This window comes from Paenibacillus sp. V4I3, assembly GCF_030817215.1.
Lineage (GTDB): Bacteria > Bacillota > Bacilli > Paenibacillales > NBRC-103111 > Paenibacillus_E.
Window position 1 is genome coordinate 4,483,975 of sequence record NZ_JAUSZA010000001.1, and the last position, 25,925, is coordinate 4,509,899.

At 45.0% G+C, this 25,925-nt stretch carries 26 protein-coding genes and 1 pseudogene; 17 read left to right on the forward strand and 10 right to left on the reverse strand.

Features of this window, described 5'->3' with window-relative positions:
• Positions 1-14 precede the first annotated feature (14 nt).
• Together QFZ77_RS20485 and QFZ77_RS20490 are read left to right on the forward strand one after the other, a co-directional pair.
• Positions 15-896, forward strand: coding sequence for a DMT family transporter (locus QFZ77_RS20485; RefSeq protein ID WP_307442232.1), 882 nt, complete (start codon positions 15-17; stop codon positions 894-896).
• Between the two features lie 71 nt (positions 897-967).
• Positions 968-2,257, forward strand: coding sequence for an MDR family MFS transporter (locus tag QFZ77_RS20490; RefSeq protein WP_307442233.1), 1,290 nt, complete (start codon positions 968-970; stop codon positions 2,255-2,257).
• 91 nt (positions 2,258-2,348) lie between these two features.
• Here the strand turns inward: QFZ77_RS20490 and QFZ77_RS20495 are convergent, their stop codons facing one another.
• On the reverse strand, positions 2,349-3,515 hold the full coding sequence (locus tag QFZ77_RS20495) for a M20 family metallopeptidase (RefSeq protein WP_307442235.1): 1,167 nt from the start codon (positions 3,513-3,515) through the stop codon (positions 2,349-2,351).
• A 167-nt stretch (positions 3,516-3,682) separates the two neighbouring features.
• Between QFZ77_RS20495 and QFZ77_RS20500 the strand changes: the two genes are divergently transcribed.
• On the forward strand, positions 3,683-3,967 hold the full coding sequence (locus QFZ77_RS20500; RefSeq protein ID WP_307442237.1) for a hypothetical protein: 285 nt from the start codon (positions 3,683-3,685) through the stop codon (positions 3,965-3,967).
• A gap of 93 nt (positions 3,968-4,060) precedes the next feature.
• The gene (locus QFZ77_RS20505) at positions 4,061-4,714 is read left to right on the forward strand and encodes a GDSL-type esterase/lipase family protein (protein ID WP_307442239.1); all 654 of its coding nucleotides are present in this window, start codon (positions 4,061-4,063) and stop codon (positions 4,712-4,714) included.
• Here QFZ77_RS20505 and trhA read toward each other — a convergent pair whose 3' ends face one another.
• Positions 4,715-5,347 carry a PAQR family membrane homeostasis protein TrhA gene (gene trhA, locus QFZ77_RS20510; RefSeq protein ID WP_307442240.1) on the reverse strand — a complete coding sequence of 211 codons (633 nt, stop codon included), beginning with the start codon at positions 5,345-5,347 and terminating at the stop codon, positions 4,715-4,717.
• 59 nt (positions 5,348-5,406) lie between these two features.
• Between trhA and QFZ77_RS20515 the strand changes: the two genes are divergently transcribed.
• The 3 genes from QFZ77_RS20515 to QFZ77_RS20525 all read left to right on the forward strand — a co-directional run bounded on the left by QFZ77_RS20515 (position 5,407) and on the right by QFZ77_RS20525 (position 8,035).
• Positions 5,407-6,177: an SDR family NAD(P)-dependent oxidoreductase gene (locus QFZ77_RS20515; protein WP_307442242.1), complete on the forward strand. Its 771-nt coding sequence runs from the start codon at positions 5,407-5,409 to the stop codon at positions 6,175-6,177.
• Between the two features lie 150 nt (positions 6,178-6,327).
• Positions 6,328-7,176, forward strand: coding sequence for a DegV family protein (locus QFZ77_RS20520; RefSeq protein WP_307442243.1), 849 nt, complete (start codon positions 6,328-6,330; stop codon positions 7,174-7,176).
• Between the two features lie 16 nt (positions 7,177-7,192).
• Positions 7,193-8,035, forward strand: coding sequence for a DegV family protein (locus tag QFZ77_RS20525; RefSeq protein WP_307442244.1), 843 nt, complete (start codon positions 7,193-7,195; stop codon positions 8,033-8,035).
• Positions 8,036-8,134: 99 nt separating this feature from the next.
• On the opposite strand, the gene QFZ77_RS20530 is transcribed toward QFZ77_RS20525, so the two are convergent.
• Entirely contained in the window at positions 8,135-10,297 is a 2,163-nt protein-coding gene (locus tag QFZ77_RS20530; protein WP_307442245.1) for a HelD family protein, read from the reverse strand.
• Positions 10,298-10,473: 176 nt separating this feature from the next.
• On the opposite strand from QFZ77_RS20530, the gene QFZ77_RS20535 reads away from it, so the two are divergent.
• The 4 genes from QFZ77_RS20535 (at position 10,474) to QFZ77_RS20550 (ending at position 12,867) form a co-directional block, all read left to right on the forward strand.
• Positions 10,474-10,953: a glutathione peroxidase gene (locus QFZ77_RS20535; RefSeq protein ID WP_307442246.1), complete on the forward strand. Its 480-nt coding sequence runs from the start codon at positions 10,474-10,476 to the stop codon at positions 10,951-10,953.
• A 258-nt stretch (positions 10,954-11,211) separates the two neighbouring features.
• On the forward strand, positions 11,212-11,577 hold the full coding sequence (locus tag QFZ77_RS20540) for a His/Gly/Thr/Pro-type tRNA ligase C-terminal domain-containing protein (RefSeq protein WP_307442247.1): 366 nt from the start codon (positions 11,212-11,214) through the stop codon (positions 11,575-11,577).
• 19 nt (positions 11,578-11,596) lie between these two features.
• Positions 11,597-12,286 carry a PIG-L deacetylase family protein gene (locus QFZ77_RS20545; RefSeq protein WP_307442249.1) on the forward strand — a complete coding sequence of 230 codons (690 nt, stop codon included), beginning with the start codon at positions 11,597-11,599 and terminating at the stop codon, positions 12,284-12,286.
• A gap of 44 nt (positions 12,287-12,330) precedes the next feature.
• Positions 12,331-12,867, forward strand: a complete 537-nt coding sequence (locus tag QFZ77_RS20550; protein ID WP_307442250.1) for an MOSC domain-containing protein — start codon at positions 12,331-12,333, stop codon at positions 12,865-12,867.
• A gap of 657 nt (positions 12,868-13,524) precedes the next feature.
• Here the strand turns inward: QFZ77_RS20550 and QFZ77_RS20555 are convergent.
• Positions 13,525-15,237, reverse strand: a complete 1,713-nt coding sequence (locus QFZ77_RS20555; protein ID WP_307442251.1) for a vWA domain-containing protein — start codon at positions 15,235-15,237, stop codon at positions 13,525-13,527.
• 12 nt (positions 15,238-15,249) lie between these two features.
• A complete protein-coding gene (locus QFZ77_RS20560) occupies positions 15,250-16,551 on the reverse strand; it encodes an AAA family ATPase (protein WP_307442252.1) in 1,302 nt (433 codons plus the stop codon).
• Between the two features lie 161 nt (positions 16,552-16,712).
• Here QFZ77_RS20560 and QFZ77_RS20565 point away from each other — a divergent pair, with 161 nt between their 5' ends.
• Both QFZ77_RS20565 and QFZ77_RS20570 read left to right on the forward strand, forming a co-directional pair.
• Positions 16,713-17,039: a DUF1904 family protein gene (locus QFZ77_RS20565; protein WP_307442253.1), complete on the forward strand. Its 327-nt coding sequence runs from the start codon at positions 16,713-16,715 to the stop codon at positions 17,037-17,039.
• Between the two features lie 41 nt (positions 17,040-17,080).
• Complete coding sequence (locus QFZ77_RS20570) at positions 17,081-17,578, forward strand: metallophosphoesterase family protein (protein WP_307442254.1); 498 nt, start codon at positions 17,081-17,083, stop codon at positions 17,576-17,578.
• Positions 17,579-17,602: 24 nt separating this feature from the next.
• Here QFZ77_RS20570 and QFZ77_RS20575 read toward each other — a convergent pair whose 3' ends face one another.
• Both QFZ77_RS20575 and QFZ77_RS20580 read right to left on the reverse strand, forming a co-directional pair.
• Positions 17,603-17,878 carry a MoaD/ThiS family protein gene (locus QFZ77_RS20575; RefSeq protein WP_307442255.1) on the reverse strand — a complete coding sequence of 92 codons (276 nt, stop codon included), beginning with the start codon at positions 17,876-17,878 and terminating at the stop codon, positions 17,603-17,605.
• A 1-nt stretch (position 17,879) separates the two neighbouring features.
• Positions 17,880-18,980, reverse strand: a complete 1,101-nt coding sequence (locus QFZ77_RS20580) for a WD40/YVTN/BNR-like repeat-containing protein (protein WP_307442257.1) — start codon at positions 18,978-18,980, stop codon at positions 17,880-17,882.
• Between the two features lie 166 nt (positions 18,981-19,146).
• On the opposite strand from QFZ77_RS20580, the gene QFZ77_RS20585 reads away from it, so the two are divergent.
• Positions 19,147-20,214: a YheC/YheD family endospore coat-associated protein gene (locus QFZ77_RS20585; protein ID WP_307442259.1), complete on the forward strand. Its 1,068-nt coding sequence runs from the start codon at positions 19,147-19,149 to the stop codon at positions 20,212-20,214.
• Between the two features lie 547 nt (positions 20,215-20,761).
• Here QFZ77_RS20585 and QFZ77_RS20590 read toward each other — a convergent pair.
• A complete protein-coding gene (locus QFZ77_RS20590; protein WP_307442261.1) occupies positions 20,762-20,932 on the reverse strand; it encodes an NlpC/P60 family protein in 171 nt (56 codons plus the stop codon).
• A 113-nt stretch (positions 20,933-21,045) separates the two neighbouring features.
• On the opposite strand from QFZ77_RS20590, the gene QFZ77_RS20595 reads away from it, so the two are divergent.
• Together QFZ77_RS20595 and QFZ77_RS20600 are read left to right on the forward strand one after the other, a co-directional pair.
• A complete protein-coding gene (locus tag QFZ77_RS20595) occupies positions 21,046-21,171 on the forward strand; it encodes a hypothetical protein (protein ID WP_307442262.1) in 126 nt (41 codons plus the stop codon).
• Between the two features lie 21 nt (positions 21,172-21,192).
• A pseudogene (locus QFZ77_RS20600) lies at positions 21,193-21,507 on the forward strand (DedA family protein); the annotation flags it as partial.
• Positions 21,508-21,575: 68 nt separating this feature from the next.
• On the opposite strand, the gene QFZ77_RS20605 reads toward QFZ77_RS20600, so the two are convergent.
• Together QFZ77_RS20605 and QFZ77_RS20610 are read right to left on the reverse strand one after the other, a co-directional pair.
• Positions 21,576-22,343 (reverse strand): YheC/YheD family protein, encoded by a 768-nt coding sequence (locus QFZ77_RS20605; protein ID WP_307442263.1) that lies wholly within the window; start codon positions 22,341-22,343, stop codon positions 21,576-21,578.
• Positions 22,344-22,353: 10 nt separating this feature from the next.
• Complete coding sequence (locus QFZ77_RS20610; protein ID WP_307442264.1) at positions 22,354-23,463, reverse strand: glycosyltransferase family 4 protein; 1,110 nt, start codon at positions 23,461-23,463, stop codon at positions 22,354-22,356.
• Positions 23,464-23,663: 200 nt separating this feature from the next.
• Here QFZ77_RS20610 and QFZ77_RS20615 point away from each other — a divergent pair, with 200 nt between their 5' ends.
• A complete protein-coding gene (locus QFZ77_RS20615) occupies positions 23,664-25,919 on the forward strand; it encodes a type IA DNA topoisomerase (protein ID WP_307442265.1) in 2,256 nt (751 codons plus the stop codon).
• Positions 25,920-25,925: the final 6 nt, after the last annotated feature.

Consider the following 25,925-nt stretch of genomic DNA (forward strand, 5'->3'; position numbering starts at 1 on the left):
AGGAGTTTCTCATCATGAATGCCATGAATAAAACCAAAGTACCTATCTCCATATTTCTTTTGATCGGCATTATTGCCATTTCCTTCTCAGCGATTTTTGTTCGGTGGTCTGATGCGCCTGCTTCTGTCATCGCGATGTACCGGCTTCTCATGACGAATGCCTTAATGCTGCCTTTTCTGTGGAATTATAGGAAAGAGATTGCTAGAATTCGACTAAGAGATTGGCTGAGAACAGCCATATCTGGTATATCGCTTGGTTTGCATTTCTTATTTTGGATGGATTCCCTTCATTTTACGACAGTAGCGAGTTCGACAGCTATTTTAACGTTAGAGCCCATTTTTGTGCTGCTCGGAGCGTTTCTTCTTTATGGACATCGGACTAGTCGAACGGCCTTGATTGCCATGTGCATTGCTATTGTGGGTGCCATTTGTATCGGATGGGGAGATTTTCAATTTTCCGGTAATGCGCTTAAAGGGGATTTGTTATCTCTAGTCGGAACGATTGCTGTAGCCTTACATATGCTCTTAGGCAAAAGCTTGAGAGAACATATATCAGCTTTTGTTTATAGTTTTTTCGTGTTCTTATTCGCTGGTCTGGTACTTGCTGTCACCAACATTTTCACAGAGGTATCATTTTCCGTTTACCCAGCGAAAGAGTGGGGGATATTCTTGCTTTTGGCGGTTGTTCCTACGGTATTTGGTCATTATGTATTTAATTGGCTGCTTAAATATATGAAGGCTTCTTCCGTGTCAATGACCGTTTTAGGGGAACCGCTCGGTGCAACTTTATTAGCGTACTTCTTGCTCGGAGAAACGATCACAACCATTCAACTGCTAGCCGGTTGTTTGCTGTTAGTTGGCGTGGGCATGTTTTTACGCAGTAATGAAAAGCAGTAATTTTTTTGTTATTTATTGAACAACGGTAAAATAAAACGGTTGTCAAAAGCTTGCATACGCGGAGGTATATCGTGAGATTTCGTGATTTTCATCGTAATGTCAAACTAAGAATCGGGCTTTCCTTCTTATCCGGAACCGCCAATAATATGGTGCTTCCCTTCATGTCGATTTATTTTTCTGGAAAATTAGGAGATACAAGTGCTGGTCTAGTCGTCATTCTTGGCATTCTTGCTGGTGTCATCGCGGGGATAATAGGCGGCTACTATGCAGATCGAATTGGGCGCAAAAAGCTGATGCTCACGGCAGAATTAGGTTGGATGCTCTGTTTCGTTGGAATGGCACTGGCCAATTCGCCTTGGCTTGAATCTCCGGGGATGACCTTTGTTCTGATGATATTTGTTAGTATGTTCTGGGGAATTCATGGTCCTGCCAATGAAGCTATGCTGCTCGATGTAACAGCTCCGGATGTACGGAAATTCATGTACGCCATCATGTACTGGATGAATAATTTATCTTTTGCAATTGCAGGACTTGCAGGCGCTTTCTTATTCAAATCATACTTGTTCGAGCTGTTCATTGGCTTGTCCGTCATTGGCTTGGTCACTCTGCTCGTGACTTATTTCTTTATTGATGAAGTCTATCAACCGCAAGCTGCTAGAGAGAGTAGAGGCAGTCGAAGTCCGTCGATGTGGGCCAATTATCGGATGGTACTGCGAGATAAAACTTTCCTGATTTTCACACTGGCATCGCTCCTGCTTGTATCTGTTGAGTTTCATCTTGGTAATTACGTGGGTGTAAGGCTGGAAAAAGAGATGGTGAATATGCCATTCTTCCCATGGAATGAACAATCTTGGCGTATTGATGGGTTGAAAATGTTAGGCTTTATACGGACTGAAAATACGGTGCTTGTCGTTGTACTCTCCGTCCTCATGGGGGTTATGATGCGAAGATTCTCCGATAGCAAAGTACTGTTCATTGGATACACTTGCTACATATTGGGGTACAGCTATCTGGCTTATAGCAATCAACCATGGCTGCTGCTCGTCTCGATGTTCATTGCAACGGTTGGAGAGCTTATGTATGTACCGATTAAACAAGCCTATCTTGGTAACATTGCACCTGATCATGCAAGAAGCTCTTATATGGCATTATTCGGAATGGTGTATAAAGGAGCCATGCTTTTAGGAGGTTTCGGTGTCATGCTTGGCGGATTGATATCTTCGTGGTTGATGGCATCTCTTATCGCGTTTAGCGGCTTCGTTGGCATGATCATGTTCTATACGATTCTAGCGCAATTAGAAGAGCGTAAAGTGAAGGCGGAGGTTAGTCACCAGGCTTCTTCTGCAAGCGTTTCGGCATAAACAAAGGAATCAAATAAGCCACAATTGAAACAGCCGCATCAACGGAGCAGGAGCTCTGTTTCATGCGGCTGATCTTTCGTATGGGGAGGAGTTATTTCTTCGCTGCGGCGAATTCCGCTTTGATTTTACCTAACAGCTCTGGGCTGGCAAGTACTTCATATGCCGTGAAAGCCAGCAGCTTTGCCGCAAAAATCATGGCATTAAGAGCGGGTTCCTGCAGCGCGAGATCACGGAACTCCTTGGTATGCAGCATGTGTCTCTCATCTACAACTTTGACAAAAGGGTGAATCGTCGGGCATTGGGTAGACACGTTGCCTAAGTCAAGAGAACCGTGATCCTTGCCAATTTCGATCTCTTTCGGATCAATTCCCATTGCTAATAACTGATCAGAGAAGACGGCCGATAGTGTCTCATTGGTCCGAAGCTCGTCATACGAATACTCGTAAAAGGAAGTCTTCAACGTACATCCGGTTTGCAGGGCAGCACCCTCAGCGCAGTGAAGTACTTTCTGGACGAGCTCGTTCGTATACGTGCGGGATGCTGAGCGGACATAGAACTGAGCGACAGCATAGTCAGGGATAATATTTGGAGCTTTGCCGCCTTCGCTAATAATGCCATGAATACGCGCATCAGACTTGGTTTGTTGGCGCAGTGCATTTATGGAATTGAACAGCTGAAGCACAGCATCAAGCGCATTGACGCCTTCATAAGGTTGTGCTGCTGCATGAGCGGAACGACCAAAGAATTCGTACTGGATAGCGTCCATAGCTAGTGATTCGCCTGACTTCTCATACGTATAGTACGGGTGAGCCATCAGAGCAATATCCACATCTTTGAATAGTCCAGCCGCGGCCATAGGCACTTTGGCGCCCTTGGTTTCCTCGGCAGGTGTTCCATATACACGGATACTGCCACCTGTCTCATCGATGACCGATTTAAGGCCAATGGCTGCGCCAATGCTCATCATGCAGATGAGATGGTGACCGCAAGCGTGACCTAGGTCGGGCAATGCGTCATATTCAGCTAAGAAGGCCACGACTGGGCCAGCTTTACCAGAATCATAGGTAGCTATAAAAGAGGTTGCAATATCTAATACACCGCGTTCAACATGGAAGCCGTGATAGGCCAATTCTTCAGTTAAGCGATCGGAAGCTTGAAATTCTTCATGCCCAAGCTCCGGGTTTGCCCCAATAAAGTTGGATATGGCTTTGAATCTGTCCGCATGGTTATCAATGGTTTGCGTAATGGTTTTTTTCATAATATGGAAGGCTCCTTTGTTGAATGGTTCTTAGCTCCATTGTAGTATAAAGGAAGGCGAACTACCACTTTACAGCCCACTGGGTTACAATTAATGAACACAAAAGAGTTGAAAACCGTAATCTTACGAAACAAGATTTTTTGCGAAATATTTAGGGGGACTCACACATGATGAAATATGGAGCCGAACACGAAGAACACCGTTTTACATTATCTTTCACGGAATCAGAGACAAGAGGGCAATGGAGAGACATTTTCTTAGGTATTCATAAAGAGGTTGGCGAGGAGTTTCCGGAGGATTTAATCGATCCCTCTATACTCGTTATTTGTAATCTAGATGGAGAAATTGTTCAAATTGTCCTTCACGACGAGGGATGTGATTGTGAATTCCAATTTACATACTCGGAAAAGGCACAAATCGAAAGTTATGTTAAGCAGCATGTAAACGTATAAAAAAACGACGAAAGAACTGGTGAGAGTGTCCCTTCCCAAACTGGGCGCTGGCGCATATAGTATTATACGTCAGGCTTTAGGGAGAGGATAGCAATGGAAAAGACGATCAATTATTTGGCATTTGGAGATTCATTAACGGTTGGTTTCGGAGCTCCGGATGGTCACGGATTCGTATCTATCTATCGGCAAAAGTTGGAGCAATTGCTGAAGGTTCCTATTCACTTAAAGCCTGCAGGCAAGAATGGTGCTACGACTAGTCAATTGCTTCACACACTTGAGTCCGATCCGCAGATCCAAAGGGATATAAGAGAAGCGAATCTCATCACGATCACAGCTGGCGGCAATGACTTAATCCAAGCGGCAATTCCTTTCTTTTATCAGGGAGATCCTGCTTATTTAAAATCTGCTCTTCAAACGTATGAATCCAACTATAAGAAATTGATCGGAGAAATAGAGGCGCTGCGGCAAGGGGTTGGGGAGCCTTTCTTAATCGTTTTAGTCGGTCTTTACAATCCTCTGCCGCAGGTACCGGATGCCGCTTATTGGGTACAGCGTTTTAATTTATTTCTGCGCAAATTAGAACAGCCACATATTCTTGTAGTTCAAGTGTATGATGCTTTCGTAGGGCAAGATAGCCGTTATTTATCTGAAGATGCTATCCACCCAAATGAAATTGGTTATGAAGAACTGGCGCGTCAAGTGGAGAATGCGGTTTCACTCCAACACCTCCAGCAATTGATTGTATAATTAAGCCGATATAACATACCCGAATATAGAGAAGAAATGACAGGCGCTACCAGCGAGCACGAAAACGTGCCATATGGCATGGTGATAAGGGATGCGCCGCCATACATAAAAGATGGAACCGAACGTATAAAACAGTCCGCCTACGACGAGCCATACGATACCTCCTAACGGAAGGTTCATGTACAGTGGCTTAAAGGCAAAAACAATCAGCCAACCCATGAGTATATAACAAAGGGTTGAAACCAAGATGAATCGTTTCACGAAGAAGATTTTCAAGACGATCCCGGCAAGCGCTAAGCCCCAAATCACTCCCAAGAAGGTCCAACCAAATGGCCCTATCAATGTGACGAGTAAATAAGGTGTATAGCTGCCTGCAATTAACAAATAAATGGCGGAATGATCGAGAAGCTCAAAAACATCCTTCAATCGCGGATGGCTCACACTGTGAAGCAGCGTGGAACAAGTATAAAGTATGACTAATGCTGCACCAAAAATGCTGAAGCTAACAATGTGCCAAACAGTGCCATGTAAGGAAGCTTGCACAATGAGAAGGACAAGCGCTGTGATACTTAATAACACGCCGATGCCGTGACTGATGGCGTTGGCTTTCTCTTCTCGAATGGAATAGTCCATAGATAACCCTTCTTTCGCTCTTAAATATCCTACTACCTTATAGATTGGACGATGAAAAGATGTTTTTACCTTCATTTCAATTACATAATAAAATTGCCTTAGTCACAGGAGCAGGAAGAGGCATTGGCAGAGCACTTGCGATAGGCCTTGCTGAGGCGGGGGCTGACGTAGCTCTTTTCGCACGTACAGCAAGTGATATTGAGGAAGTAGCCCATGAAATTCGTGCCTTGGGACGAAAGGCATATCCATTTACGGTTGATGTCACGAATAGAGAACAGATCGAGGAAGCTGTCCAACAAATCATTGAACAGTCGGGTCGTCTGGATATTCTAGTGAACAATGCGGGCATGAATATTCGCAGTCAAGCGCTGGCTGTTACGGATGAAGAATGGGACACGATCATGCAGACGAATCTTAAATCTGCTTTCTTGTGCTCACAAATTGTAGGTCGTCATATGCAGCAAAAGGAATATGGAAGAATTATCAATATCGCTTCTGTTGCTGGACAGGTTGCCCTTCGAACAGGTGTTGTATACGCAGCTACCAAAGCTGCGATGATCCAAATGACGAAGGTGTTAGCACTTGAATGGGGTAAATATGGGATCAATGTGAATAGTATCGGACCGTGGTATTTCAAAACGCCTTTGACAGAGAAAATCCTTGCTAATCCAGAGTACCTTGCAGAGATTATTGCGCGTACACCTCTAGGGCGTGTGGGTGAGCTTGAGGAGTTAGTTGGACCCGCTGTATTTCTTGCTTCGGATGCGGCGAATTATGTGACAGGTCAGACCCTGTTCGTTGATGGTGGTATGACCATTTACGGCTTCTAATTGGAACTGCTTAATTTTGTAGGATTGAGCTTTCCGATTAGTTCAATTATACTTTACACAATCATTTGATAGATTTGTTGTGGGTTCAAGTTAGGTAGATAGATAATTAGATAAATAGACAGACAGCATAGATAAGGTGGTATGACCGTAATGTCTCGGGTTCGTATATTTACAGATAGCACAAGTGACTTAAGCGAAGAGCTTTATCGAAGCTTTCAAATAGAAGTTGTGCCTCTTTATGTTATTTTTGAGGACAATTCCTACAAGGATGGCATTACGATAAAACCTGATCGACTCTATGAATTAGTAGACCAAACAGGCAAGCTGCCTAAGACAGCGGCTCCATCTCCTATTGATTTCGAACGAGCGTTTGAACCCATTATTCAAAGAGGAGAAGACATTGTCTTTATTGGTCTTTCCTCTGAGCTCTCATCTACGATTCAGAATGCGAACATTGCCGCTGCGAGCTTTCCGGAAGGTAGAGTAACGGTTATTGATTCAAGAAATCTATCAACAGGGATAGGTTTACTAGTTTTAAAAGCTGCGCAAGCGGCAGAGGATGGTCGGAGCAGCGCTGAAATAAAATCATTGATTGAACCTTTAATCACCCGAATGGAAGTTGAATTCATCATTGACACATTGGAATATTTGCATAAAGGCGGAAGGTGCTCAAGTGTACAGCATTTTATTGGGAGTCTGTTGAGAATAAGACCGATCGTTAAAGTCATTGACGGGGCTATGATATCGACGGATAAGGTAAGAGGTAAACGGGAAAAAGCACTCCAGCAGCTTCTTGATAATGCTTTAGCGAAAAAGGATGACATGGATGCGGAATTTTTATTCATCACTCACTCTTCGGCAGCAGAAGAAGCCGCTTACATCAAACAACAAATTGAACAACAAACGAATGTGAAACATGTTTATATAACTGAAACGGGCTGCGTTGTTACCAGCCACTGCGGACCGCATACAGTAGGTATTGTTTTCGCCAAAAAATAAGAAATGGGTGGACACCATGACGACAATCAAGATTATCACAGATAGCAGTTGCGACCTTCCCGAAATGATCGTAGATGAGATAGGGATTGCGATTGTTCCATTATCCGTACATTTTGGAGAGGAATGCATGCCACCTGACATGGAGCTAGCTGATTTTTATGCGAGAATGAAAAAGGAGAGCGCCCTGCCGAAGACGTCAAGTCCGGCCCCGCAGCTATTCCTCGCTGAGTATCAGAAGACCCAAGTAGATCAAGATATTCTTGTGATCAGTCTTTCATCGGCGCTTAGCAGTACCTACCATCATGCAGTCATGGCGAAGGAGATGCTCCTCGAAGAAGGTTATGCAGGTCGTATCGAGGTTATTGATTCGAAAACAACTTCACTTGGACTTGGCGTACTCGTCTATAAGGCAGCCAAATTGGCGGAAGCGAATGTGCCATTTGAACAAATTGTAGAAGTGATAGGTCAATCCGTAACGACTTCAGGCACTTATTTCTTTTTGGATACGTTAGAAAATGTAATCAAAGGTGGCAGGCTCGACCGAGTACGGGGAGCAGTTGCATCTGTTTTGAATATTAAGCTCCTAATGAAAGCCAGTGAAGAAGGTGCCGTGGAAGTAATAGAGAAAATCCGCGGCACCCAACAAGCCTTGAAACGATTAATCACCAAAGTGGGGGAAACTCACCACGATTTCGATAGAGATGTGATTGCCATCGCACATAGTAATTGTGAGGATAGAGCGCGTGAAGTCTTGAACCAACTACTGGATAAATATCCGTTCCGCAATGTGCTGTTCTCTAACATGGGCACGGTTATTGGTACTTATGCTGGTGAAGGCGGCGTACTGATCGCTTACTAAAAATGTAAGAAAAGACACCTATTTACTCGATCCTTATGATCGGTGAACAGGCGTCTTTATTCATTGTAGGAAACTATGGATTTACTTTACTGCTTGAAACTATTCAGGATAATGAGTTTCAACAATCTCTTTATCTTCCGTCGAGACTAGAGGGGACAGCACGCCTGGAGCCATTAGCCATAATTCATGAAGGGCGCGTGTACAGCCTACATACAGCAGTTTGGCATCCATAAAAGTGGCTTCGTAATGCCCGGCAGTAACATCCATGAGTAGAACGGCATCAAATTCAAGTCCCTTGGTCAAAAAGACGGGAAGGACCGAGATGCCACCGCGGTATACCCGCTGCTTGGAAGTTATCAGATTCGTTTCGATGCCAGCATCTGTCAACGCATCATGCAGCTCCTGTGCTTGCTTCTCCGTACGGGCAACAACAGCGATTGTGCTCGAGCTTCCTTGTTTCAAGGTCGTGATGGCACGCTGCAGTAGAGGCAATCGGCCTTTGATGTCCGTCTGTAGTACACGGACTTTGTTGCCGCTTCGGAACACAGGAACAGCTAGGAGGGGATTCTCTACGCCTCGTTTCAGGACCTGATTGGCAAACAGGATGATTTCCATGGTGGAGCGATAACTGCGTTCAAGTTCGAAATAACCAGTTTCGTCTACCTCAAACAGACTGGAAAATTCCTTCCAATCCGTAATGCCTTGATAAGCGTGGATTCCCTGTGATAAATCGCCTAGTATCGTGAACGAACTATTCCTTGTGTAAGAATCAAGGACAGCCACCTGGAAAGGTGAAAAGTCCTGCGCCTCATCGATCACGACATGGTCGAATAACCGTTCTGAGGGAATGCCGAATAGGCGTGTATGAATATAAAGAAGAGGAGCAAGATCCTCGAGCTGCACTTCTTTTTTCTTGAAAAGCTTCAGCGAAGCGGTGACAATAGGTTCTGGTATTTGGTTGAGTAAGTCAACGGGCAAGCTGTCCGAACGGCCTTTGTCTGAGAAAAGCATTTTGTAGAAGCTGAATGCCGAATGATCGGGCCATCCTGTCAGATATGTACGCAGGCGCTGAGAAGCTTTCTTTTTCAGCTCTTTCTTCCGACTTTGCTCCCAAATCTTGTCGAGCTGAATTTCCATCCAGCGTTTGATCCGAGCTATAACACGCTCACGCCTTTTGACAAGCGGATAATGCTTGTTCTCTACGAAGAACCATTCACGAATGGAAGCAATCGGAAGCTTGATACCCTCCCACGGGGTGAAATCTGAAGTAGGTACATAAGACTCCTCGAACCTTGTGAGACAGTGATCTAAGTATTGTTTAAAAGCAATGGCCCCTTTAAATCGTCCCGGCGCTTGATCATCTACCGGAGGTCTTTTGCTGCCAAGCGAGAACCAAGTTTGAAGAACGAGTGCCTGATCCGCTAGCTTAACTTCTTGGTCGAGCACGTCAATTGCCCAATCTGTGAAAGTGCTTTGCTGGATATTTCCGACTCCAAGTTCAGGCAGTACGCCGGAAATGTAGTCGAGGAACATGGAGTTGGGTGCAAAAATAATCATCCGTTCTGCACGAACCTGTTCACGGTATTGATAGAGTAAGAAAGCAAGTCGATGAAGGGCGACAGTTGTTTTACCGCTTCCTGCGACCCCTTGGATAATCAGTGCTGTATTCTTCGCTGCGCGGATAATGCGGTCTTGCTCAGCTTGGATTGTAGATACAATGTCGCGCAGTTTATTGTCTTTATTTTCGCCAAGTCGATAGAGTAAGAACTCATCGCCGACAGCCAGAGAGTCTTCATTGCGGTCATACGTATCAACGACACGCTGGAGAATTTGTTTCCGGACAACGAGGTTGCGCTTTAGATAAACGAGGCCATCAATGAGGCCGTCTGGTGAGTCATAGGAAGCAGGGTCCAGTCCGCCGGTGAATGAATAGAAAAGGCTAGCGACTGGTGCCCGCCAGTCAATGACAAGCAATTGCCCTGTTCGTTCGTCCTCGACACCTGATTTACCGATATAAAGGGGCAGAGTGGAAGCCGTTCCAGTCTCTTGGAAGTCAAGGCGGCCGAAATACGGTTCATCGACGGCTTTAGCTAAATTGTGTCTGCCATTCTCGCGAGCTGCCTCCAACGCTTGCTCCGTTAAATCCGGACCGTAATAAACAGGAGTCGACCTAAGCCGCTCAAGCTGTTTGTCAATTTCCGCATTCGTTTGTTCAAGTTGTTGTAATTCTTCTTGATAGGCACTTTGAGTCTTTGTGTCCAAGATCAGTTACCTCCTAAGATCAGATGTTGTCTATTTGATGAAATAAACAGGTAAACAATATATCACACCTGTCAGTATATGGGAAGCTAAACTGTCAAGCTTGTGATTTGGGCTCACCTAAGAAAGAATGTTATAATGGACGGGAACTTATTATAAATTTGAAGGAGTGCGGAGCTATGTCCATCTATCATATTGAGGTTCAAACGATTTCAGGCGAAACGAAGTCACTTTCCGAATATAAAGGAAAAGTACTGATCATTGTAAATACAGCAAGTGCATGTGGGCTCACACCACATTATAAAGGGCTCCAAAGCTTATATGAGCAGTATCAAGATAAAGGATTAGTTGTTCTGGGATTCCCTTGTAATCAATTTGGCGGTCAAGAACCTGGTACAAATGAAGAAATCCAAAGCTTCTGCGAACTCAACTACAAAGTGACATTCCCGTTATTTGATAAAATCGATGTGAAGGGCGAAAATGCTCATCCCTTATATACTTACTTGTTAAACCATACACCTGAACCGTATCGTACAGGAGAAATCGAATGGAATTTCGTGAAATTCCTGGTTGATGCAAGCGGTATTATTATTAAGCAGTACAGCGCTAGTACGGATCCAGCGACTATCGCTCCGGATATTGAAGCAATTTTAACATAGGATAAATAAAAAAGCTGTTGCATCTACGACAGCGGCTCGCTATAATCATAATAATCATTAAGTTGAAGGAGACGAATCATATGAAAAATACAGCTTGGTTCGTACAAATTCATTATTTTTATAGGCGTTAGCACACACCTGTACATATCAGGGTGGGCTAACGCATTTCGCGTTGGCCTCCCTGCGGGATAGCAATTCGCGCAGGACCATAGGTCCGGCGCGTTTTTTTATCTCGTAAGAATGGGAAGGGTGGATGGTATGCGAAAAGTGGAAGGAACAAATGTAGGTTGGAGTTCAGATGATTCGTATGGAAAGCAGCTAGAAGAACAAGCTATGGTAATCCTTCTTGATCCTAAAGCTTCTGAAGCTGCATGTCGGATGACAAATGAGCTAAAACTAGCTGGTATAGGCTTAAAGATGGTTGATGAGAAGTTGGGTGTGAGTGAGCAGCTAACTACTGCAACTAAGCTTGGGATTCGCTTTATCATCTGTATTGGCTTGGATGAAAGCTCGACTGACCAAGTGAAGTTAATGGATATGCTAGATCTGCATGAAAAAGTGATGCCGATGGATCAAGCCATTTATTGCATCGAAAAGATTTATCCGCCAGCAGCTTTTACATAATATAGAGTGGAGTGAAGAAATGAAGCACCGATATGGATTTATATATGCACATCCGGATGATGAGACGTTTCTCAGTGCGTGCATAATTCGTAAACTTGCCGATCAAGGGGAAAATCCTGCTTTGTTGTTGGCAACACGAGGTGATGCGGGAAGACAAGGGTTAGAGCGGGCAACAAATAGATTAGAACTAGCTAAATTGAGAGAGAAAGAGATGGATGAAGCCGCCAAGGTGTTGGGCTTGTCTCACGTGGAGCATTTGGGCTGGCCGGATGGTCAGCTTGCAGAGATTGATTTCAATGCTCTAGTTGAAGGTGTCATCGCTTTTATTCAGCGGCATGAGGTCGAGGTTCTATTCACATTTCCGGAGGATGGGGGCAATGGTCACCCCGATCATATCACCATCTCCAAGGCGACAACGGCGGCTGTATTGAGCGGGAAGTGTCCCAGTGTACGCAAGTTATATTATGCAGCAGCGGCTTCATTACGAGCTAAAGGTCACAAGCCTTCGATAGTAGTAGATACAGAGGCTGGTTGGCCGATAAAGGCAGCAGCCTTGCGGGCTCATGCCACCCAACATGTAGCTATTGCCAAATACTTTGGTGACCTTGATGTTTTTCCGGAAAATCGTCGATGGGAAGCTTTTGTGCTTGGTTGGCAGGATGGAACGTTGTGGCCAGAGCAGGACCTAACGAAGGTACTGGAAGAATAGGGGCAGTAAGTGGTATAATATGGGACAGGCAGGTGAACGACTTCATGGCAATTATGGCTAAAATTGAAGCTGTTCTTATCGCGGATGACGCTTCAACGTTTGTAACGAGAGAAATCGACGGTGTCGAACTAAGTTTTGGGGGCATTGAAGGCGATCGTCACTTCGGGTTATTCGCTAAGGCGGACTCTCGGCAGCCCATGTACAAGAGAGGCGAAGAGATTATGAATCGTCGTCAACTCAGTATTGTATCCGTTGAGGAACTGCAAGGTATTGCTCAGCGTCTGGGTGTGGAAACAATTAAACCTGAGTGGTTGGGTGCAAATATTGTAGTGAGCGGTGCTCCTGAATTAACCAAGCTTCCTATGGGAATCCGAATGATTCTGCCAAATGGCGGCGGACTTGTCTGCGAAGGTGAGAACGAGCCGTGTGCAGGTCCTGGTAAGCAGATTGCCAATTATTACGGAGATAGAAGCCTAACTCAACAATTTATCAAACATGCACAACAAAGCAGAGGGATTGTCGCTTACGTGGAACGCCCAGGTGAAATAAAACCAGGTGACTTGGTCGAGATTCAAAATTAATTACATTTATTTTATAAGGTACCCCCAGAAGTGTGCGCCTCTTCTCGAATACTTTATTAGAGAGATTTGGATCAGGAAGGTGTGGAGAAATGTCACTTTGCAACTGTGAAACATGCGGACAAGTTTATATTTCGAAATTTGAAAAGCATTGTAAATCTTGCTCCCAGCTTCATTTGAAAGAGTTGCACAAAGTGAAAGATTTCGTTCTGGCCCATCCGCGTGCCTCACTTATTGAGGTCTACCACCAAACGGGTGTATCTTTAAAAACGATTAAAGAACTTATGAGAGCTTGAATACATAGAAAACGACAAAAACCATGAGGGTCTTCATTGAAGATTTCATGGTTTTTTATTTGGAAGTCTATCAATTGACTGCGCCTATAAAGACTAGGAACTAGTTAAAGGAACTAGGAAGCGTTATTTGTCCAAATATCCGCCTTTATTAAACGCATCGACGTTCCCTTTCATGTAGCTTCAGGATGGTCAAATATGAAAACGATGGCCAATCGTGTTATATGAACATGAACCAATTTAAAACAACCGTACCCAAATCCTCACGGCGCACATTTATTGGTTCGACACGAAGTACCTGAGGCAAATAAGTAAAAAGCCTTCATTCCCAAGTGGGATTGAAGGCTTTCACGCTATTTTGGAGCTGTCACAATCGCTTAGCAAACACATCCAGCAGAAGTTCATCCTTCACAGGATCTTGAACATCCCAGGCTGTAGCGAATCTAACTTGGTGAGAAACGCCGACAATTTCATATTTCTGTACGAGATGTTGGCGTGCAGAGCCAATAATGAGCGAATGCAGCCGCAGCTGCTTCTTCTGACCAAGAGCGCCAAGCTTCTGCAGCGTTGCTTTGGAGATTTGGCCGACACCATCGGTGACCATTACGAAGTCGGCATCGTGAAACTGCCGCTCGTGCTGTACGATGTCCATGCCTCTACTCAGCGGCGCGTCGAAGTTCGTGCCACCACCGAAAGCGAGCTGAGCCAGACCATAGAAGCGGTCCCAATCCGGCCGCTTATAAGACAGAACATGCTCGATGAGCTCGCCCTTCGCCCCGAACAGGAGCAGGACGAAGTCCCGCCGCTCAAAGAGGGAGAAGGAGGCGAAGGTCGCCGTAAACAGCTGCGCAAGCCGCAGCTTGCTGCCGCGCATGGAGTGGGAGGTATCGAGCATGCAGATAACAGGACCTTTCTGCGGCTCTTCAACAGAGCCGGTGTAGTTGTAGGTCATGAGCTTATTTTCCATCCATTTGACGAGAAAATAAGGCTCAAAGTCTTCGTCAGCGAGCAAGCTGGCCTCGCTCGGAAGCAGATGCGCGATGTCGCCAGACTGGCGTAAATCATCGTAAGCTTCCGGGACATAAGGCGAGCGCAGCTTCTTACGCTGCACCCGAAGGTGATGGATGTTCCGTCCTACCTCCTGGAGGAAAGACACCAGATCCTTGCTGCGCTTCAGTTTCTCAATCCACTGCACATAGTGCTCGAACGTTTGCCGCCGCAATTTCCCCAGCTCGCTGCCCCAGCGCCGGTTCGCGAGCCGCTGACTTGCTTGCACGAGCTCGTGCACATTAAAGCTGTCCACCTCTTCGAGGGACAACGTATCCTTTAATGCTTGACCTAGCCAGTAGCCCAGCTCGGCCTCAATCTCCTTCATGGCCGCGAGGTCACGCGCGCTCATGCGGTCCAGCTGCCGCTCGCGGCGCTCGAGTTCCTCTTCCGCCTTGCGCAGCTTCGCTTTCAGCTTATCGCGCTTCATGAATTCAGTGCGCATCTCGCTTTGCAGCTCCGCGATGCGCTGTTTCAGCGCTCGGATCTCCTCCGCAATGAGCGGCCGCGAATCGACAGCTTCCTGCTTGTCTTCGACGGCACGTTTACCTTGCTGCAGCGTGTAGCCAACGAGTCTCAGTTTCTCGATTTGCTTCTCGGTGAGTCGCTCGCTGACGCTCTTTTCCTCTTGTCCGCTCGTTTGCTGCTTCTTCTCGAAGCCGAAACCGCTCATTTGCTGTTCCTTTTGTCTGCGTTTGACTTCTTTCTCATAGGACTCGGTTAGCCACATTAGCGCCTTAAGCGCAGTTTTGAATGAAGCATTCACTTGTCCGATCGTACGAGGATGAATGGACACATAGAAGTACTGCTTGCGCAGCGTTAAGACCATCCAGCGGTGGAAGGGGGTCTCCTCTACAGTGCCGTCCACTTCAGGCTTTGTTAAATAGAAGCACATAAAGAAATCAGCAAAAAGCTCAAGTGTAAACCAAGGGGCTTGCCTTACGGCCTCGCGCATCCATTCTTGTGCGACGCGCGATGAGTGTACGTAGCCCTCGAACACATACCTGTCAACCCGAGTGCAGCGTATGATCATATAGGTAACCTCTTATAACGTATAGTCGTATATGATTCCCGGGATTTCCCGGTCAAACAGAGTGCGATATAAGCCTTGGATGGATTGTAATATGCGCTCACCCTGAATGCGCAGGTGTGTGAATTTAACGGCATACTGCTCAGGGTGCTGCAGAAAGATAGATTGGGATGCAATCCATTCCGGCAGTTTCTTTTCTTTCTCCTGCCAGGAGACAAGTCTGCCGCGTAGGCTTCTAGCTGTTTCTTCCAGTTCCGTTCGGCAATCTTCCAAAGTCGCTTTCAATTGCTCGGCAGCATCCTTGTTTAAAGCGCCGCCGATTTCTTTTTTAAATTGGAAGGCATGTAATTCATCTTCTTTCTCCAACCATTTCTTAACCGTTAAGTTATATTGAAGCAGCGGGAGCTCTTGTTCCATTTCTCGTTTGAGCATGTCCTGAAATAAGGTGTCGAAGATGGCTTTGAGCTCTGCCAAATCTTCGGGGAAATCCCATAGCATATGAGGGGTTAGTACGGTATCCCACACATTGACAGCGCTGCGCCCATGGATAGCCGCTGATATTTTCCATGTATGGCCAATCTTGTGGTAGCGGCGATCTGAAAGCACATATTCTTTCTCTTCTAGCGCTGTCTTCAATTGAAAAAGCATGTAAATCAGCGCATCCTGTAATTGAACCTCAGCTGCTTGTGATTTCAACTGCTTCACCAATTCCGTTGACAAGAGGGTAGGGAGAGGTGCGGTTGGTGCCTGAAACATGAGCTCAAAGCTGGATATTTGCTTAACATATTCAACTTCAAATCGGAACAGGAAACGGTCATACAGCGCTGCTAATTGTTCGTTATCTTCGGGTAATTCATTCGATGCTGCCATTAAGAATAGAAGGGGAGATTGCTGCTTATGCCGTCCATTGAAGAAGACACGTTCATTCAAAACAGAAAGGAGCGCATTAAGTATGGCGCTGTTCGCTTTGAATATTTCATCGAGGAAGGCGAAGCGAGCGCTTGGTAAGTAGCCGTCTGTGAGCCTTACATACTCATCATTTTTAAGTTTTTGTAAGGAGACAGGCCCGAATAATTCGTCCGGTGTTGTGAATCGGGTCAATAAATAATCGTAATAAGGTTCGTTACCGAATAGTTCGGCAGCGGCTCTTGCTAATTGAGATTTGGCTGAACCGGGAGGTCCAACCAATAAGACATGTTCGCCGCTCATGATAGCGAGCAGTAAGACACGGATGAGCTCTTCCCGTTCCATGAACCGTTTTTCGAGATGACCCATAGCTTCTCTTAATTTGTTCTGTATGACGATGGGTTCTTTCACATTGTTGTCCCCCTTGGCGTATCAAAGCTCGTATGTTTATATTGTATCAAACTGCCCGGTAAACATCGAATATGCTACAATAAGACCTGTAGTATCTACACTACTTTTAACGCTGCGCCTGCAGCTTCAGTCTTCCAAGAAAATACAAAGGAGCGTTACCCATGCCCCAAATGATCGTTAGAGGAATTAGTGTTCCTCAAATTCAATCTATTAGTACGGCGTTAATTGAAGAACTAGCTCAAGTATGCTCGTGCGGAACGGACAATTTTATGCTAGAATGTCTCTCCACAGTCTCTATATTTGAAGGGAAGCAAGTGAATACCTATCCTTTTATTGAAGTAGGTTGGTTCGAGAGAGGGCAAGAAACACGTGACGAGTATGCTAGCGTACTGACCAAACACGTTCTTTCGCTTGGCATTCCTGAGGTGGAGATAGCTTTTCGGGTATACCGGGAGGACAGCTACTATTGGAATGGGAAGTTAATTTGAACGAATTCATGGCTAACAGATTTTACGAAGGAGTGGTCCATATGCGGATTGGTGTGATTTCGGATACTCATTTATCACCTCGGGTTCAAAAATTACCTGATGCGTTACTTGCAGGTTTACAAGGTGTAGATATTATTATTCATGCCGGAGACTGGGTGAGTGAGCACGTTGTTGAATTGGTTGAGCGAATCGCACCCTGTGAATCTGTGGCCGGTAACAATGACGGATCTGACATCATTGAACGATTCGGCTTGAGGAAAATACTGACACTCGGCGGCTACCGAATTGGTCTTATCCATGGAGACGGCTTTCGCAAAACGACAGAGGAAAGAGCCCGAGAAGCGTTCCAGGCCGAGCGGCCGGATATCGTCATCTTCGGACATTCCCATGTTCCATACCAGCAAACGATTAACGGAATTCTCATGTTTAACCCAGGCTCGCCTACGGATAAAAGAAGGCAGCCGCAGTACTCCTACGGCATCATCGAGCTAGGCGATAGCATTCATGCAGAGCTTTTCTTTTATGACAGCAAGGTTTAGTATCCGACAATGAGTAAACATGCTTTACCCGCCGGAGACAGCTTGGAAAACGATAAGCTGATCACCTTGCTGCAGCATTATATTTAAGTCATCCAGCCAAGCGATATTCGTGTCATTATAATAGAGCAGGACATGCTTGCGGACTTGCCCGGTTTCGGTCCAAAGATGAACACGCAGCAGGGGATAGCTTGATATAAGTTGATTTAGTGCTTCCTGTAACGTAAGCGCATCCAATTGAAATTTGACGTTTCCCCCTGTACAATCACGCAGCAAGGAGGGGACGCTGACGGTAATAAGCATGCTAGTCCTCCAAAATAATTGGCTTCACAGTTAGGATTCGTGATAATTGTCCAGGCAGACGTTCCCAGCTTTCTCCACGATCCAGTGAACAGTAAATTTCACCTGAGGTTGTTCCAAAATAAAGACCATAAGGCTCAAGAGCATCCACAGCCATCGCATCTCGCAGTACGCTGACATGTCGTTCTTCTTCTGGGAGAACATCCCCAATAGGCTTCCAGGTATTTTCACCGCGTGCCATTCTGTAAACAATTAACTTGCCGTCACGCATCGAGCGTTGTTCACTGCTTTCCAGCGGGATAAGAAATAAATCACCTGTTGGTGAAATACTAATCGGGAAACCAAACGGGGCATCGCCGTCACGTAATGTAAGGCCTTCCTCGATAGGATGCCAGCTGTCGCCGCCGTCGATGGATTTGAACACCCCGCTATGCTCCTGCATATAGAGGACATCGGAGTTTTCCGGGTCGAGCACCATCTTGTGCACACAGTATCCGACACGTTCATCAGGTTGACCTGTTGGTATTCGGTTTAGTCCGTTGTTACAGGGCTTCCAGCTAATCCCACCGTCAAGTGTACGGAAGACGCCAACAGCGGATATTCCGATCCACATACGCTGCGAATTCCTTGGATCAATAAGAATGGTATGCAAGCACATACCGCCGGCTCCGGGAAACCACTCCGGACGAGTGGGATGCTTCGTTAAACCATCTAACTCTTGCCACGTCTGACCGCTATCGCGGCTAACGAATAATCCCGCTTCTTCGACACCAGCAAAAAGAGTTTCGGGCTGAGACGCAAGACCAGGCACCAACTGCCAAATACGGTTTAGTGAAAACCCGCTCTCCTCGGAGTACCTTGGACTATCCGCAATCTGTTCCCACGTTTCACCGCCATTGCTGGACATTCGTATGGTCGCACCATAAGCGGCATGAGAGGTTCCGGCATACAACGTACTTGCTGAACGTGTATCTCCAAGAACACTATAAGCTTCCCATCCTGGTAAAAAAGGTCCTTGCATGGACCAGTTCCGTCTTTCAGTCGTTGAGGAATAAATGAAAATGCCTTTATTGGTGCCGACCAGCAGTTGAACGCGCTTTGACATACGTGCCCTCCTTTAATCATACTCCTAAGATAATTTCGACAGATGGCAAATAATTCCTTCTTCTTTAATGCGTCATTTCCTTAGTTTGCTTAGGTGTTCACCGTGTTAGCAAGAGTAAGAGGGACATACACTGTCATAGTTCTATTATTCGAATGGCGGTGATTCGATGCGTACTACAGTAGGTGTCCTATTGGACTTGGAAACTTATTTGGGTATTGCGAGAGGAAGAACAGGAAATGAACGCTTAGCCCTGTATAACAAAGCAGGGAAGATGCATGGATTAAGGCCTTTTTATATGTGTTTACAGCATGTAAAAGGTAAATCTGCTTTGGGTTATTACTATGAAAATAATACGTATAGGCTCGTTAGACGTTCAATTCCTCGTGTGACACATAACCGAGCCATTAGCTTATCTCCCTATTTAAGAAAAAAGTTAAAAGAGCTTTCCCAATCGAGCATCATTTTCAACAGGCAAAATCGTTACGACAAACATCGCATACATCAGCTCTTATACGCCAATCATTCGCTTCGTAAGTATCTTCCTGATTCTTTTAAATATTCGCGGGAAAAATTAGAAGACTCCATGAAGAAGTACTCCTCGCTGTTCATCAAGCCGACAAACAGCAGCATAGGTGATGGGATTATTAAAATATCCAAGCAGGAAGACGGGGGTTGGAATCTGTATTGGATGAAAGGGAAACCAAAGCTTGTATCCAAGAAGCAAGTTATTTCTTTCATTGCGAAGAAAGTGGGTAAACAAAACTACATGATTCAGGAAGCGATTCAGTTAGCAACTTATAAGGAAAGGCCTTATGATCTACGTGTATCGGTGCAGCGTGGAGGCAGCGGACAGTGGCAAGTTACCGGAATGATTGGGAAAGTCGCAGCTTCTGGCCGTCATGTGACTAATGTGGCAAAGGGAGGGAAAGTTAAACGGTGCGAGAAGCTGTTTGAGTCCAGTCGTTTTGATTCCACCCAAATGAAGCAAGATTTACAGCAAGTATCTTTGGCAATTGCCCAATATATTGGCGTAAAATTGCCTCATATGGCTGACATCGGATTAGATGTGGGCGTTGATCAGGATGGCGAGATTAAATTGATCGAAGTAAACGGCAGAGATCAACGCTACACCTTTAAAAAAGCAGGTCTAGATACGACTTTTTATCGCACATATGAAACACCTATGCGATATGCAAAGTTTCTCTTGAACCAATCAAATTCACTGCATGATTAATTTGCCCCAGATTTCTGGGGCTTTTGAATAAGAAAATATCCTGTTCTTCAAACTAGGTAGTGACAGATTACAGGGGAAATTCTCATTATTTTCTAATCTGCTTAACTTATGCTTAGAGGAATAATGAGACAAGGGAGTTATCGATGAAACGGATGGTACATTTCTCATTTTGTTCTCATCTTCATCAAGTAAAGTCAATCTAAATGCTTAAGTTAGAGCATTCAGTATAAATAAAGGATGATGAAGATGAGCTTTACTCAGCGTGATTATCATTGGTTTCAACTCATTAATCAATTAGGGAATAGTCTACCCGCTCTAAACCCAAATATGCGTTTGTTAGCTTCATATGCGGAGTACGTGTTTTATCTCGGGATTGTCATCATTTGCGATTAGGGCTAATCTTTGCTGTTTTATTTTTGATTCATGCATTCCTTTGATAAGCGGGGAATGACGGGAGGACATCAACTAAAAAAATCACTAAGTGAATATCCGTCTTAGTTAATCATGCGGCGCGCTGTTTTGTAATTTTTGCTCCACCAACCGGAATTCATATCTGAAATCGTGATTGCTGCTTGGATGAACGGGGCAAATTGATTCCATTCTTCTCATGTACATATTGTGTAAAAGACGTGCAGTCAAATGAACTTGTACTGCTATTCTGTGCTCCAAACTTGTAGCTCGCGCCAAGGTACTGTTTACTGTAGCGATAACATGACATATAGATTTCCAACGATAGGGGAATACTAGGTCAAATCAGGCTTGACTGGGGTTTATTAGAAAACCATTTCTCACATTCCTATGGTACGATCATTACGAGGCAGGTGAACAAAAATGAATCATCATTCTATGATCAATTTAATCACCCATTATGGCTATCCGGGTATATTTTTGTTACTCTTCATTGGCATCGTTGGCATACCGCTTCCGATTGAGATTATTCTGCTTGGAGCAGGTTAGCTTTCTGAGAACAGATTAGAAAAGTGGGCTGAACATTTTAAAAAGCATGGTGCAATTCTACTTTTAGTTGGCTATTATGTAGCTGGGTTAAGACATGCCGCTCCTTTCATTGCTGGGGCTACGAAAATACGATTCACCAAATTCATGAGTATCTCATACATTGGCGCATTGGCTTGGATTTTGGTCATTGTTCTTCTTGGTCAAAAGCTTGGTAAAGCGTGGCACCACATCTATACACAAATCCATCATCCAATATGGATTGTTGTCGCGGTTGTTATTATAGGTCTCGGCTTATTAACTAAGATGATGGTTCGCCAGCGTCGATTAACCTCATAAAGCATAAAAACCTCCAGTCCCATTTCAAGTGGGATTGGAGGTTTTTGCTAACCTTTAGGAACCTCGAATTACTTACGTTTTACAGGTAAGAATCGGCCGTTCGCTCTCGAATAACGCAGTACTTTGAAGAACATTTTTTTATCTTTTAATTGATTAAATATAAAGGGGTCAGGTGCTGTGTTTACTTCTAGGACCCATGGTTTTAACTTTTTATCGATACCGATATCAACACCAATTTCTTTAAATCCCGGATAAACCTTCTGGTAATGCGTTGCGATTTGATATCCTAGATGTCGCAAGCTTTTGATATAATCATCTTTTCTCTGATTCTTTAAGTAAGGAGCAAGTAATAATTCTAATGGGAGCGGTTTGCCGCTATTATGAAAGTTCGTTACTATTTTGTGTGGATGAGCAACTCGGCCAATATAACCAGTAGCTTCCCAAGTTTTCTTAGGGCTTTTTTGTACCATTATACGTGTATCGAAAATTCTCTTTTGATGGGTTAAGAGATGAATGCCTTGCTGAACCAAATAGGATCTGTTTAACTTGGCTCTGTTTAGAGCACCGAATAAACCTAAAAAAGTTCGAAAGGATTTAGCTGCTTTACCGGACTGAAATCGATAAGTCTCATTTTTCTCTACACGAATAATGCCCTGTCCAGAAGTGCCATTGATGGGTTTGACATAAACCATCTTATGTTTATTTAGCATGGCAAGCAGGTTCTTTTGACTGTAGATTCTTGTTTCCGGAACAAATTTGCGAAGTTCTTTATTTAATAAGAGAACTTTCGTCTTGACCCATTTGCTGCCTACTGTACGACCTCGATTCATTGACATAACAGCACCTCTACGTGGAAATTTTCGTCGCATAAATCTTTTCTAATTTGCTTGCAGTGGCTCGCCAACTAAATTTTCTCGTTACATCTAGTCGGGCTTGCTTGGCTAGTCTTTTGGCCTTAGAAGGGTCGTTGGCTAGTTTAAGTATTTGTTTGGCAAAAGCTTTAGGACTTCGATAATTCGCTACTAAAAGTCCGTTATGCTTGTGTCGTATAATCTCAGGAATTCCGCCATTTCTGGAGGCAATCGCTGGAATGCCGGATGCCATGGCTTCCACATTCACTAGGCCAAACGCTTCATGACCTTGAGAAGGACAGACGAAACAATCCCCGGATTGATAGAATCGAGGCATTTGACTTCGTGAAACGTAACCCTTAAAGGATACTGGGATTCGAAGGGATGAAGCTAGGTGTTTCAAGTATTTCTTGTAGCTTGGCTTTCCGGTCCCGCCGGCAATGTGAAGCCTTACTGAAGGGATGGATTTCATAACGATCTTTGTAGCTTTCATCAGTACGGGGATTCCTTTCTTAGGAATTAACCTGCCTGCAAATAGAATGACAAATGGGCGGCGACCGTCAGTTGAATGTTCTTTCCCTCTACGAGGACGGAATTGAGTGAGATCAACGCCTAGATGAACGTAACGAACCTTATGGCTGATTTTTGGAAAAGTTCGTTTCAGGTGATTTTGAAGCGAAAGGCTGTTGCCAATAATGCGATTAGCACCACTGAGATCACTTGCTGCTTGTTTCTTGGATGTCATCGGCGGGGATATAAATGTCTTTGAATGCAAAAAAACAGAGATAGGTGTATGTGGGAATACTTTTCTCACGGCATGCACAAATCTAGGGCGATTATCGATTTGAATCCTATCGTAACGATGACCTTTAACAGTCTTAATTACATTAGATAAGTAAGCTTGCTTATTGGCACCAGGTACGCGAAGAATCGTGATATGACCTAATTTGCTTTTCTTCGGGTAGTTGGCGCGCAGTCGACTTATAATGGTCACTGTATGCTTGGGGGATATTTTTTTAGCAATTTGGTAAATACAATGTTCCACAGAGCCTCCGACGGGAGGAGGGACGGGGATTTGTTCAGGAGCAATAATCAGAATATGCATATTAAGAACCTTCACCTCTTGGCTTCATTTGATGTTTCCAGTTATTATATTCAAAGGAAGTGAAGGGACTTGGAGTAAAGTCTACTAGGTTAATTTTAATTTTTCGATAGTTACCATATTGCAGGCATTTATAAAGTGGGATACACTGAGGCGACAGATTCTGATCTACTTAGAAAGTTCAATTAAGGAGCGATACTCTCTTGAAGACATTAATTATTGCGGAAAAACCCGATATGGGACGTAATATAGCCGCCGCAATAGAGCCCAAAGCCAAAAATCTCAGGTCCCATCTAGAGGGTGAGCAGTACATCATCACCTGGGCGATTGGACACTTAATTGAGTTGGCTGAACCTGATCAATACGATGATAAATATAAAAAGTGGAATATTAACCACCTACCGATTATTCCTGATGAATTTAAGCTGATTCCAAACCCACGAACGTATGAACAGCTTAAGGTGATTGCAGAGCTAGCTAAGAAGTGTGACCAGCTCGTTAATGCCTGTGATGCTGGGAGGGAAGGGCAGCACATCTTCTCGCTTATTCAGCGCCATCTTGGACTGAAACAGCCTGTTAAGCGACTCTGGATTTCCGATTTAACCTCGGAGACGATTCGAAATGGCTTCGCTACATTAAAGGACGGCGCTGAATACGAGAATTTAACGCGCGCCGCGCGCTCACGCAGTGAAGCGGATTGGCTAATCGGCATGAATGGCTCTCGCGCATTCACAACGAAGCATAACGTATTGCTTTCCGTTGGCCGGGTTCAGACGCCTGTGCTAGCGCTCATTTATGACCGACAGAAGCAGATTGAAGCCTTCTCATCGCTCAAATTTTATGAGCTGGAGGGCCATTTTACACAAGGCGAGACAACTTATAGAGGCATGTGGCAGGGAGAGCGCTTGACGGACGGACCGAAGGTTGAGGCGCTTGCTGCCAAGGTCAAAGGGAAACCAGCACGGATTATTTCCTATGAAGTGAAAGAGACGAAGGAATACCCGTTCAAATTGTATGATTTGACGCTGCTGCAGCGTGAGGCGAATGGGAAATACGCCTTCTCAGCGAAGAAGACGCTGGATACGGCTCAAGCACTCTACGAAAAGCATAAGGTCATTTCTTATCCTAGAACGAATTCCAACTATGTGACTGAGCAAAATATTCCGGAAATGCACAAGTCCTTATCCGCTTTACAAGGAACGGCTTACCATGAGCTTGTGCAAGGGGCAAACCGAAATCTGGTGCACAAAAATAACAAGTTTATTTGCAATCCGAGCAAAGTTGAGGATCACCATGCGATCCTTCCGACGAATCGCAAAGCATCGGGACTGAGTCCGGATGAACAGAAATTGTACGATTTGATTGTAAGGCGTTTCTTATCCCAGTTCTATCCACCAGCTGAGTATAAGGTTCATACGGTTATGACCGAGGTTGAACAAGAAATGTTTAAGACCACGGTTAAAGAACTGCTTCAATTAGGCTGGAAGGTCATCTATGCCGATCAGAAAAAAGAAAAGGCGAAGAGCACGAAGGGCAAGGAGAAGGATGAGGAAGAAGACGAAGAGGTTGAAGTAAATGAGCCTTTCTCAATTGATCCACAAGGTAATGTCCTTTGCCATGATGCGATCGTAAAGGAAAAAGATACGCAGCCGCCTAAGCATTTTAACGAAGGAACACTGCTCAAAGCCATGGAAAGCGCCGGCAAGCAGATTGAGGATGAGGAGCTCCGCGATGCGATGAAAGATTCGGGACTCGGCACGCCGGCTACTCGTGCAGCGACCATCGAGCGTCTCAAGAAGGTTGGTTACATCGACATGCAGGGCAAAAAAATTGTCCTGACCCAGAAGGGGCGAACGGTTGTTGAATTAATTCGCGGCGCGGGCATTGAGCTGCTGACTTCACCTGAGATGACTGGGCAATGGGAGCGCAGGCTGAATGAAATCTCCCGAGGAACAGCTTCGGACGAGCAGTTCATGCATAACGTCAAAAGATTCGCAACCCTTATCGTTGATAAGGTTCGCGTGCAGGCTAGAGCTTCCAAAACAGCTTTCGAAGGCGAAACGCCTCCTGCCAGTGCACCCAAACGCGGTTCTGCCCGATCGAGTGCGGCATCAACTGCAGGTGGGACCAAAACAGCAGCTGCAGCTAAGAAGGCAGCTCCTGCTAAACAAACAGATGGAGCTAGTACGTTCCTAGCGACATGTCCAAGACCAGGGTGCGGAGGCTCCCTTTTCATGGGACGTAAAGGTTACGGCTGCTCGCACTACAAGGAAGGCTGCAAATTCGTCATCTGGAAAGAAAGCTTTGGCCGGAATTTAACGGACGCTCAAGTTCAGGCGCTCGTTAATAAAGGGAAAACGACGAAGCTGAAGCTCGTACTTGCTGATGGTACTGCGGCAGATGGACGAATCGTGTTGAGAAACATCGACACGGGAGAGCTCGGTACGGAGACGGAGTGATAGGAG

Bases quoted from the DNA above. Each gene is read 5' to 3' on its own strand.
- QFZ77_RS20485 (WP_307442232.1), top strand. From the start codon at position 15: ATGAATGCCATGAATAAAACCAAAGTACCTATCTCCATATTTCTTTTG.
- QFZ77_RS20495 (WP_307442235.1), bottom strand. From the start codon at position 3,515: ATGAAAAAAACCATTACGCAAACCATTGATAACCATGCGGACAGATTC.
- QFZ77_RS20500 (WP_307442237.1), top strand. From the start codon at position 3,683: ATGATGAAATATGGAGCCGAACACGAAGAACACCGTTTTACATTATCT.
- QFZ77_RS20505 (WP_307442239.1), top strand. From the start codon at position 4,061: ATGGAAAAGACGATCAATTATTTGGCATTTGGAGATTCATTAACGGTT.
- trhA (WP_307442240.1), bottom strand. From the start codon at position 5,347: ATGGACTATTCCATTCGAGAAGAGAAAGCCAACGCCATCAGTCACGGC.
- QFZ77_RS20515 (WP_307442242.1), top strand. From the start codon at position 5,407: ATGTTTTTACCTTCATTTCAATTACATAATAAAATTGCCTTAGTCACA.
- QFZ77_RS20520 (WP_307442243.1), top strand. From the start codon at position 6,328: ATGTCTCGGGTTCGTATATTTACAGATAGCACAAGTGACTTAAGCGAA.
- QFZ77_RS20525 (WP_307442244.1), top strand. From the start codon at position 7,193: ATGACGACAATCAAGATTATCACAGATAGCAGTTGCGACCTTCCCGAA.
- QFZ77_RS20535 (WP_307442246.1), top strand. From the start codon at position 10,474: ATGTCCATCTATCATATTGAGGTTCAAACGATTTCAGGCGAAACGAAG.
- QFZ77_RS20540 (WP_307442247.1), top strand. From the start codon at position 11,212: ATGCGAAAAGTGGAAGGAACAAATGTAGGTTGGAGTTCAGATGATTCG.
- QFZ77_RS20545 (WP_307442249.1), top strand. From the start codon at position 11,597: ATGAAGCACCGATATGGATTTATATATGCACATCCGGATGATGAGACG.
- QFZ77_RS20550 (WP_307442250.1), top strand. From the start codon at position 12,331: ATGGCAATTATGGCTAAAATTGAAGCTGTTCTTATCGCGGATGACGCT.
- QFZ77_RS20555 (WP_307442251.1), bottom strand. From the start codon at position 15,237: ATGATCATACGCTGCACTCGGGTTGACAGGTATGTGTTCGAGGGCTAC.
- QFZ77_RS20565 (WP_307442253.1), top strand. From the start codon at position 16,713: ATGCCCCAAATGATCGTTAGAGGAATTAGTGTTCCTCAAATTCAATCT.
- QFZ77_RS20570 (WP_307442254.1), top strand. From the start codon at position 17,081: ATGCGGATTGGTGTGATTTCGGATACTCATTTATCACCTCGGGTTCAA.
- QFZ77_RS20575 (WP_307442255.1), bottom strand. From the start codon at position 17,878: ATGCTTATTACCGTCAGCGTCCCCTCCTTGCTGCGTGATTGTACAGGG.
- QFZ77_RS20580 (WP_307442257.1), bottom strand. From the start codon at position 18,980: ATGTCAAAGCGCGTTCAACTGCTGGTCGGCACCAATAAAGGCATTTTC.
- QFZ77_RS20585 (WP_307442259.1), top strand. From the start codon at position 19,147: ATGCGTACTACAGTAGGTGTCCTATTGGACTTGGAAACTTATTTGGGT.
- QFZ77_RS20590 (WP_307442261.1), bottom strand. From the start codon at position 20,932: ATGTCATGTTATCGCTACAGTAAACAGTACCTTGGCGCGAGCTACAAG.
- QFZ77_RS20595 (WP_307442262.1), top strand. From the start codon at position 21,046: ATGAATCATCATTCTATGATCAATTTAATCACCCATTATGGCTATCCG.
- QFZ77_RS20605 (WP_307442263.1), bottom strand. From the start codon at position 22,343: ATGTCAATGAATCGAGGTCGTACAGTAGGCAGCAAATGGGTCAAGACG.
- QFZ77_RS20610 (WP_307442264.1), bottom strand. From the start codon at position 23,463: ATGCATATTCTGATTATTGCTCCTGAACAAATCCCCGTCCCTCCTCCC.